This window comes from Cohnella cellulosilytica, assembly GCF_042431195.1.
Taxonomy (GTDB): domain Bacteria; phylum Bacillota; class Bacilli; order Paenibacillales; family Paenibacillaceae; genus Cohnella; species Cohnella cellulosilytica.
In genome coordinates, this window is sequence record NZ_JBHMDN010000078.1 from 210,900 (window position 1) to 219,613 (window position 8,714).

Below are 8,714 nucleotides of genomic sequence, written 5' to 3' on the forward strand. Positions count from 1 at the left end.
GACCAAGTTGATCGGATCGGCATTAAAGAAACTGGACTTGCGGCAGCTGCTTCTCCGCGGCGAAACCGCGCCCAAGCCGAGGCCCCGGAGAACCGTTTCCGATTGGCTCCCTTACGCGGCGGCCGCATTCGTGCTGTTTATCGTCGCCTGCGCGCTGATTCCGGGAGCGATCGCGCCTTATTCTCCGACGGAGATGGATACGACGGCCGTAATGGCCAAGCCTTCCTTGACGCATCTGTTCGGGACGGATTATTACGGCCGGGACGTATTCAGCGTCGTCGTCCACGGAAGTCGGGATTCGCTGCTGATCGGAATCGCTTCGGTGTTGGCCGGGGGATTGGCCGGGGCGCTGCTCGGCGCGGTGTCCGGCTATGCCGGCGGAGTCGCGGACACGATTCTGATGGGCTTCGTCGAAATTCTGATGACGATTCCCGGCATCCTGTTCGCTCTGGCCATCGCGGCAGTGCTGGGACCGAGCTTGGGCAATATCGTGTTAGCGGTGTCCATCTCCTCCGTTCCCGGATTTGCCCGCGTATTCCGCGGACAGATCATGAGCATCAAGGGGCGGCCGTTCATTACGGCGGCGAAATCCGCGGGCGCGGGCAAGCTGCGCATCTTCTTCCGGCACGTGCTGCCGAACGCGTGGTCTCCGCTGCTCGTGATGGGAACGATCGGTCTCGGCACCTCGATTCTGATCGGCTCCGGCCTCAGCTTCCTCGGGCTGGGCGTCATCAAGGAAATTCCGGACTGGGGCACGCTGCTGTCGCAGGGCCGCGGCTATTTGACGGTGGCCTGGTGGATGTCGACCTTTCCCGGGCTGGCGATTACGCTGCTTGTCCTGTCCGTCAATCTGATCGGCGACCAGCTCAGGGACAGACTCGATCCGAAAAGAGGCAGAGCTTAGTCAGAGGGGAGGCAATCGAGTGAAACCGCTGCTGGACATTCAAAATTTAACCGTAAATTTCGCCACTCCCGCCGGTCCGCTGACGGCGATCTCGGACGTATCGATCCGCATACGCCAAGGAGAAACCGTATGTCTCGTCGGAGAGTCGGGAAGCGGAAAAACGATTACGTCCAAATCGGTCATGCGGCTGATCGAGCACGAGAACGGCGCCATCGCTTCCGGCGCGATCGATTTCGACGGTCAGAGCATCGTGACGATGCCGGAGCGCAAGCTTCGCGAGATTCGGGGCAGGAAAATCGCGATGGTGTTCCAGGAGCCGATGGCGGCGTTCGATCCGCTGTACACGATCGGGCATCAGATCGTCGAAACCATCGTCGAGCACAAGCGGGGGAACCGGGACGAGGCGCGCAAGCGCGCGCTGGTCCTGCTGCGCCGGGTCGGCATTCCGGAGCCCGAAACCCGCATGAAGCAGTATCCGGGCGAGCTGTCCGGAGGGATGCTGCAGCGGGCGATGATCGCGATGGCTCTATCCTGCGAGCCGGAGCTGCTGATCGCCGACGAACCGACGACGGCGCTCGACATGACGATCCAGGCGCAAATTTTGCAGCTGCTGCAGGAGCTGAAGGAAGAGTTCAACATGGCGATCCTGCTGATTACGCACGATCTCGGCATCGCGGCCGAAATGGCCGATCGCGTCGTCGTCATGTACGCGGGCAAAGTGGTCGAGCAGGCGAGCGTCGGACAATTGTTCGAGCAGCCTCATCATCCGTATACGGCCGGCCTGCTGCAATCGGTCACGACGCTGGACAGCGACCGGTCCGCGAAGCTGTATTCGATCGAAGGGGCGATCCCGAATCTGTTCGAGCTGCCGTCGGGGTGCCGGTTTCATCCGCGCTGCGCCCACGCGACGGCCAGATGCGCCGCCGAAGCGCCGGAGCTGACCGTCGTCAACGGCCGCGAAGTCGCGTGCTGGCATGCCGAGGAACTCGTTGCGGCGGCGTTCCGGACGGCGGGTTCAGGGCCTGCCGGGCGATCGAAGGCGGTCCGGGTGACGGAAGCGCCGCAGCCGCCAAAGCCGTCGGAAGCCGGGCTCCCCGAAACAGAACCGTCCGGGGCCAAGCCGTCCGACGCCGACAATCTGTTCGAGATCGTCCATCTCCGCAAGCACTATCCGATCCGGAAAGGGCTGTTCCAGCGGGGCGGAGCGTCCGTACGCGCCGTCGACGACGTGACCTTCCAAATTCGGCGGGGAGAGACGTTCGGGCTGGTCGGCGAGTCGGGCAGCGGCAAGTCGACGCTGGGGCGGGTCGTGACGCAGCTGGAGAGGGCGACGGCCGGTCAGGTTACGTTCGGCGGCCGGGCGCTGACCGAGCTTCCGGAGGCGGAGCTTCGCGAAGCCCGCAAAGATATGCAGATGATTTTCCAGGACCCCTACGGCTCGATGAATCCGCGCTGGAGGATCGGCGACATCATCGCCGAACCGCTGTCCATCCATACGGATCTCGGCGCGAGGGAGAGAAGAGAACGCGTCGCCGCGCTGCTGGAACGCGTCGGATTAAATCCCGCCTGGCAGGAGCGGTACCCGCACGAATTTTCCGGAGGGCAGCGGCAGCGGATCGGGATCGCCCGGGCGATCGCGCTGCAGCCGGCCTTCGTGCTGGCGGACGAAGCGGTATCGGCGCTCGACGTATCCGTTCAGGCGCAGATCGTCAATCTGATGCAGGAAATCCAGCAAAGCCTCGGCTTGACGTATCTGTTCATCGCGCACGGCCTGCACGTGGTGCGGCACATTTCCGACCGGATCGGCGTGATGTATCTCGGCAAGCTGGTCGAAGTCGCCGCGAGCGAAGAGCTGTTTCTCCATCCGGCTCATCCTTACACGAAAGCGCTGATCGCGTCGATTCCTTGGCCGGACCCCGGCCGCAAGCGGGAGAGCGTGACGCTGCGGGGCGAAATCCCGTCGCCGGTCCGCCCGCCGTCCGGCTGCCGATTCCATACGCGGTGTCCGGCCGCCACGGCGCTGTGCAGGGAGAGCGAGCCGGAATTGCGCGAATGGAGTCCGGGGCACCAGGCGGCGTGCCACTTCCCGGCAGGGTAAGCGAAAAAAAATAAAGCGAAGAAAAAATAAACGATATCGAGGAGAGAATCTGCGATGGCAAATCAAAAGCAAATCAAGTTCGGCGCGGCGCTTCACGGCGTGGGAGGCAACGTAAGCGGGTGGAGGCACCCGGAGGTCGAGGCGGACGCGAGCGTCAATTTCGAGCTGTACAAGAAATGGCTGCAAATCGCGGAAGAGGGGAAGCTCGATTTTATCTTTATCGCCGACGGCTTGTATATTAACGAGAAATCGATTCCCCACTTTCTGAACCGTTTCGAGCCGATCGCCCTGCTCAGCGCGCTGGCGTCGCAGAGCCGGAATATCGGACTCGTCGGGACGCTGTCGACGACCTACAGCGAGCCGTTTAACGTCGCCCGTCAGTTCGGCACGATCGACAAGATCAGCGGAGGCCGCGCCGGCTGGAACATCGTGACCTCTCCGCTGGAAGGAACCTCGTCCAATTTTAACAACAAGGAGCATCCCGAGCACGACTTGCGCTACGAAATCGCCGCGGAATACCTCGAGGTTACCCGGGGGCTGTGGGATTCGTGGGAAGACGACGCATTTGTGCGCGACAAGGAGACCGGCGTTTTCTTCGATCCCGCGAAGCTGCACGCGCTGAATCACGAGGGCCGGTTTTTCTCCGTCAAAGGGCCGCTGAACATCGCGCGTTCGCCGCAGGGGCAGCCGGTTATTTTCCAGGCGGGCTCGTCGGAGGTCGGCAAAAACTTCGCTTCCAAGGAAGCGGACGCGATCTTTACCGGACACGAGACGATTGAGGAGGCGGTCCGGTTCTATAACGATATAAAAGAACGCGCCGCTTCGTTCGGCCGTTCGCCGGACGACGTGCTCGTGTTCCCGGGCATCGGTCCGATCGTCGGCGAGACGGAGGAGGAGGCCGAGCGAAAATACCGGGAGGTGGCGGAGCTCGTCACGATCGAGAAGGCGCTCGATCATCTGGGGCGGTTTTTCGAGCACCACGACTTCAGCCGCTATCCGCTGGACGAACCGTTCCCGGACATCGGCGACTTGGGCAAAAACAGCTTCCAGAGCGGAACGGACAAGATCAAGGCGGACGCCAAGGCGAACAATTGGACGCTGCGCGAGGTAGCGCTTCGGGCGGCGACCCGCAGAAGCGAATTTATCGGGACGCCGACGCAGGTGGCCGATCTCATCCAGCAATGGTTCGAAGGCGGCGCCGCGGACGGGTTCATCTTGTTCGAAGCCGTTCCTCGCGGCCTGGAGGATTTCGTTCGCCTCGTCGTGCCGATCTTGCGGGAGCGCGGGCTGTTCCGCACGGAATACGAGAGCGGCACGCTGCGCGGCAACCTGGGTCTGCCGATTCCCGAGAACCGTTATACCCAAGCACGGGCAGAAGCCGCGCAGCCGACCGCGAACTGATCCGCGCGAGGCGTCCCTGTCATTATCTCAATCTCATACGTTGGGGAGGAAAACACGCAATGGCTATCGATTTTCGCATCAAACCGCCGATTCCCGCCTGGGAGGGCTTATTCGCGGAAGGCAAGCGGGCGTTCTCGTCGTTCCTGAACCTGGAGCTGGAGCCGACCGAGTCGGAAACGCTGGAACAAGTGATCGCCGAGCAGGAGCGGTGGGGGATTACGCACGGAGTCATTATGGGAAGGGGCAACGAGCCCGGTTCGTCCAACGACGAGCTCGCGGCATTTCTGAAGAGCCAGACGACGCGGCGGTTTTTCGGATTTATCGGCGCCGACGCGCCCGATGTCGAGAGCGCGGTGGCGACTATCGACAAGTACGCGCCGACGGGACTGTTTCACGGCGTATCGCTGAACCCCGCCGTGATCCGGCCGCGGATTCCGCTCGGCGATCCCGCCTGGGACCCGATCTTCGAAGCGAGCCTGCGCCATAACCTGCCGCTGTCGATTACCTTGAGCGGCTTTCTTGGCTTGATCGGCCCGACCCCCGATTACGATTACGCCCGGCCGGCCGGTCTGCTGCGACACGCCAAGAAGTATCCCGAGCTCAAGATTATCATTTCCCACGCGGGATGGCCTTTCGTCGGCGAGGCGATCACGACGGCGATCTACAGTCCGAACCTGTACCTGTCGCCCGATTTCTATCTCGGATTTCCCGGCAGCAAGCTTTACGTCGAGGCGGCCAATTTCCCGTTATCCGACCGTATTTTGTACGGCAGCTGCTTCCCGAACGTGCCTTACGATTTCGCGATCAACCATTTCCGGAATCAAATCTGGAATCCCGGCGTGCTGAACAAAGTGCTGTACGAGAACGGGGCCAGGCTGCTTGGCCTTTAAGCGAACGGAAGAGAGGCTCGTCCTCCAGGAAGGATAGAGATTCGCATGAAATTTGTTTTGTTCAGCCTGATCATGAATTTGCCCAACCCCGTGTCCGGAGAGACGCTCTCCGACCGGCAGAAATTCCGCAATATTTTGCGGCAAGCCGAATGGGCCGAGAAGCTCGGCTACGACGGCTACGGCGTAGGGGAGAGGCACGGACCGCCGTTTCTGTCTTCCTCGCCGCCGGTCGTGCTCGCCTCGATCGCCGCCCGCACGGAAAGCATCCGGCTGCTGACCACGGCGACGGTGCTCAGCGTGCTCGATCCCGTGCGCGTGGCGGAGGATTATGCGACGTTGGACCATCTGAGCGGCGGCCGCCTGGACATCATTATCGGCAAAGGCAACGATCCGCGCCATTATCCGCTCTTCGGCATCGAGGAGAAGGAGCAGTGGGAGTCTCTGGCGGAGCGGTATGAATTGCTGAGACGATTATGGTCGGAAGAGAAGGTGTCGTGGGAGGGCAAATACCGGCCTCCGCTCGACGGGGTTACCGTTCTGCCGAAGCCGCTGCAGCGCCCGATCCGAATCTGGCACGGCAGCGCGTCCAGCGAAATCTCGACGGAGCTGGCCGCCAAATACGGCGAACCGTTGTTTTCGTCCAATGCGGCGCACGGGCAAGAGAAGTATAAGGCGCTGATCGATCATTATCGCGATCGTCTCGCGTTCTACGGTCACGATCCGGAGCAAGCGCTCGTCGGCGCGGGAACCGGGGGCTTGTATTTGGCCGATACGAAGGAGGAAGCAATCGAGCGGTTCCGGCCGTATTACAACGCCTTCTCGACTACCGAAGCCGCCAAGCATAACCGTTCGCCGTTCGTCGACGTCGAGGACTATGCCGCCAGAAGCTCCGGTCTGATCGGAAGCCCGGACAGCGTCATCGAGAAAATTCTGGATTATCACCGGGCTTTCGGCAATCAGGTGCTCGGGATCAGCGTCGACGGATTGACCGAATCGGAGCAATTGGAACAGATGGAGCGCTTCGCCAAGGAAGTGGCCCCCGTGCTGCGGCGCGAGCTCCCGAGCTCGTTGTGGAACCCGCCAGGCGCCTGACGGACTTCGCCGTGCGGACCGGCCAGGAACAGGGGGAGGCGTCTTGCCTTACTGGAAGCGCAATTTATATTTGTTGTGGTTTGGGCTGTTTATCAATCATATGGCGTATACGCTCTCGGTTCCCTTTTTCCCGTTATTTCTGCAGCAGGACCTGGGTCTCGGGCAGGGGCTCGAGGTATGGTCCGGGACGGCGATATCGATCAGTTTTTTGGTTAGCGGCTTATGCGCGCCTTATTGGGGCTCGCTTGCCGACCGGTTCGGCAGCAAGCCGATGCTCGTCCGTTCCGGCATCGGACTTGCCCTCGCGCATCTGGCCAATTATTTCGCCTACGATCTCTTTACATTTATGCTCGTGCGTGTGTTCCAAGGCGTGATGGCCGGCTTCAGTCCCGCTTCCATGACCCTGGTCGGAACCAACACGCCGGAAAAGCATGTCGGCTACGCGCTCGGCGTCATCTCGACCTCGACGGCCGCGGGAGGCATTGTCGGACCTCTTGCCGGCGGAATACTGAGCCAATGGATCGGCCTGCGGGGATGCTTCATCGCGTCCGGGGTCATTACGCTGCTGTCGGCCGTTATCGTGCTCGGCGTCAAGGAGGTTCACGAACGGCGTGAGGCAGGCCGAAATAGCCTGCTGCAGGATTTGAGACGGGCGGCCGCGACGCCGCTCTTGCTCCGAATTTACGGGCTGATTCTGCTGGTGTCGGTCTCGGTGCTGATCGTGGAGCCGCTTCTGACGCTATACGTCGTCGAGCTGGGCGCGGATGCGAGCAACGCCGCGCTGAGTTCCGGCATCGTATTCTCGGCGGTTGGCGTGGCTACGGTATTGACCGGAGCGTTCTGGGGACGCCTGGGAGGACGGTTGGGCTTGGGCAGAACGCTGCTCATCGGCCTGCTGGGTGGCGGCATCGGCAATCTTCTGCAGGCGGCGGTTTCCGGCATTGCGGTTTTCGCGGGTTTGCGATTCGTCTACGGGCTGTTTTTCGCCGCCGTCTATCCCGCGCTGAATGCGCTGATCATTCAGCACGCGGATCGCGATTTCCGGGGAAGGGCCGTAAGTCTGAGCCAATCCGCAAGCCAGTTCGGCATTGTCCTTGGTCCCTTGCTGGGTGGCGTTCTTGGCGGTTGGATCGGGATTCCGCTCGTCTTTCTGTTAACGGGCGTCTCGCTGCTCGGGGCCGCCTGGACCGTCCGGGCCAGCCGATTTGATAGGAAAGGAGAGACTGAACGATGATTATCGATTTTCGCATCAAGCCACCCATTCCCGGGTGGGAAAAGCTGTTTGAGGAAGGGAGGGACGCGGTTCCGCGCTTCCATAAGCTCCAGGGCGTGAACCCGGTGCCTTCGAATACGTTGGAGGAAACGATCGGCGAGCTTGATGCCAACGGAATTACGCATGCCGTGGTCATGGCGCGCGGAAGCGTGCCCGGCTCTTCGAACGACGAGCTTTCCGCCTTCTTGTCCGGCCAGCCGTCGCAGCGCTTCATCGGCTTCATCGGCGTGGACAGTCCCGATGCGGAAGGCGCGGTCGCAACGATTGCCAAATATGCGGCTACCGGTTTGTTTCGGGGCGTGTCGCTCAACGCTCACACGCTGCTGCCCCATCTTCCGGTCGGCGATGGCTCCTGGGACCCGATCTTCGAGACCAGCATCGAACACGGCTATCCGGTGTCGCTCACCTTAAGCGGTTTTCTGGGCATGAACGAACCGAGAAAGGATTACGAATTCGCACGGGCAAGCCGGCTCGTGCGAGCGTTAAAGAAATATCCCGAATTAAAGCTCATCGTCTCCCACGGCGGTTGGCCGTTCGTCAGCGAAGCAATCGCCGTCGCTTCCTACTATCCGAACCTGTACTTGTCGCCGGATTTGTTCCTTGGATTTCCGCAGGGCAACCTGTATGCGGAAGCCGCCAATCTCCACTTGTCCGATCAACTGCTGTACGGAAGCTGTTATCCGAACATCTCGTACGAATTTACGCTGTCCCGCTACCGGAGCTATCCCTGGCACGAGGGCGTTATGCGCAAAGTGCTTTACGAGAACGGCGCCAGACTGCTTGGACTCCCCGTCTGACGGGCGGAGAGTCTTACCGAAAGATGAACGATGGAAGTTGCAAGTCGCATCTATCTCCTTCCGCTGCGGATTCCCCCGCAAACCCGATCCTGAAATAAGAAGGACTAACCCGTTAATCGGTGATTTCAGGAACGTATGAGGCGGTCTCCGGGAGATAGATGCTTCTTTTTTTCTATGACCCCTAATCCCCCCCCCCCCCTCTCTCTATGGCTCGGCAGGCCCATTCGGTCAGTTGCCTGCTTTTAACGGTCTGACAGGC

General features: G+C 61.1%; 7 protein-coding genes. All 7 read left to right on the top strand.

Annotated elements, in window-relative coordinates:
• The first annotated feature begins 7 nt into the window (after positions 1-7).
• Genes ACFFT4_RS33175 through ACFFT4_RS33205 form a run of 7 tightly spaced genes read left to right on the top strand, consistent with a single transcriptional unit; the run spans position 8 to position 8,455 of the window.
• Positions 8-904: an ABC transporter permease gene (locus ACFFT4_RS33175; RefSeq protein ID WP_378053790.1), complete on the top strand. Its 897-nt coding sequence runs from the start codon at positions 8-10 to the stop codon at positions 902-904.
• A gap of 19 nt (positions 905-923) precedes the next feature.
• Positions 924-3,002, top strand: coding sequence for an ABC transporter ATP-binding protein (locus ACFFT4_RS33180; RefSeq protein WP_378053792.1), 2,079 nt, complete (start codon positions 924-926; stop codon positions 3,000-3,002).
• Positions 3,003-3,056: 54 nt separating this feature from the next.
• Positions 3,057-4,403: an LLM class flavin-dependent oxidoreductase gene (locus tag ACFFT4_RS33185; RefSeq protein WP_378053794.1), complete on the top strand. Its 1,347-nt coding sequence runs from the start codon at positions 3,057-3,059 to the stop codon at positions 4,401-4,403.
• 59 nt (positions 4,404-4,462) lie between these two features.
• Positions 4,463-5,293: an amidohydrolase family protein gene (locus tag ACFFT4_RS33190; RefSeq protein WP_378053796.1), complete on the top strand. Its 831-nt coding sequence runs from the start codon at positions 4,463-4,465 to the stop codon at positions 5,291-5,293.
• Positions 5,294-5,338: 45 nt separating this feature from the next.
• Complete coding sequence (locus ACFFT4_RS33195; RefSeq protein WP_378053798.1) at positions 5,339-6,385, top strand: LLM class flavin-dependent oxidoreductase; 1,047 nt, start codon at positions 5,339-5,341, stop codon at positions 6,383-6,385.
• Between the two features lie 43 nt (positions 6,386-6,428).
• Positions 6,429-7,619 (top strand): MFS transporter, encoded by a 1,191-nt coding sequence (locus tag ACFFT4_RS33200; RefSeq protein WP_378053800.1) that lies wholly within the window; start codon positions 6,429-6,431, stop codon positions 7,617-7,619.
• On the top strand, positions 7,616-8,455 hold the full coding sequence (locus ACFFT4_RS33205; protein ID WP_378053802.1) for an amidohydrolase family protein: 840 nt from the start codon (positions 7,616-7,618) through the stop codon (positions 8,453-8,455). The genes ACFFT4_RS33200 and ACFFT4_RS33205 overlap by 4 nt, the downstream gene beginning before the upstream one ends.
• Positions 8,456-8,714: the final 259 nt, after the last annotated feature.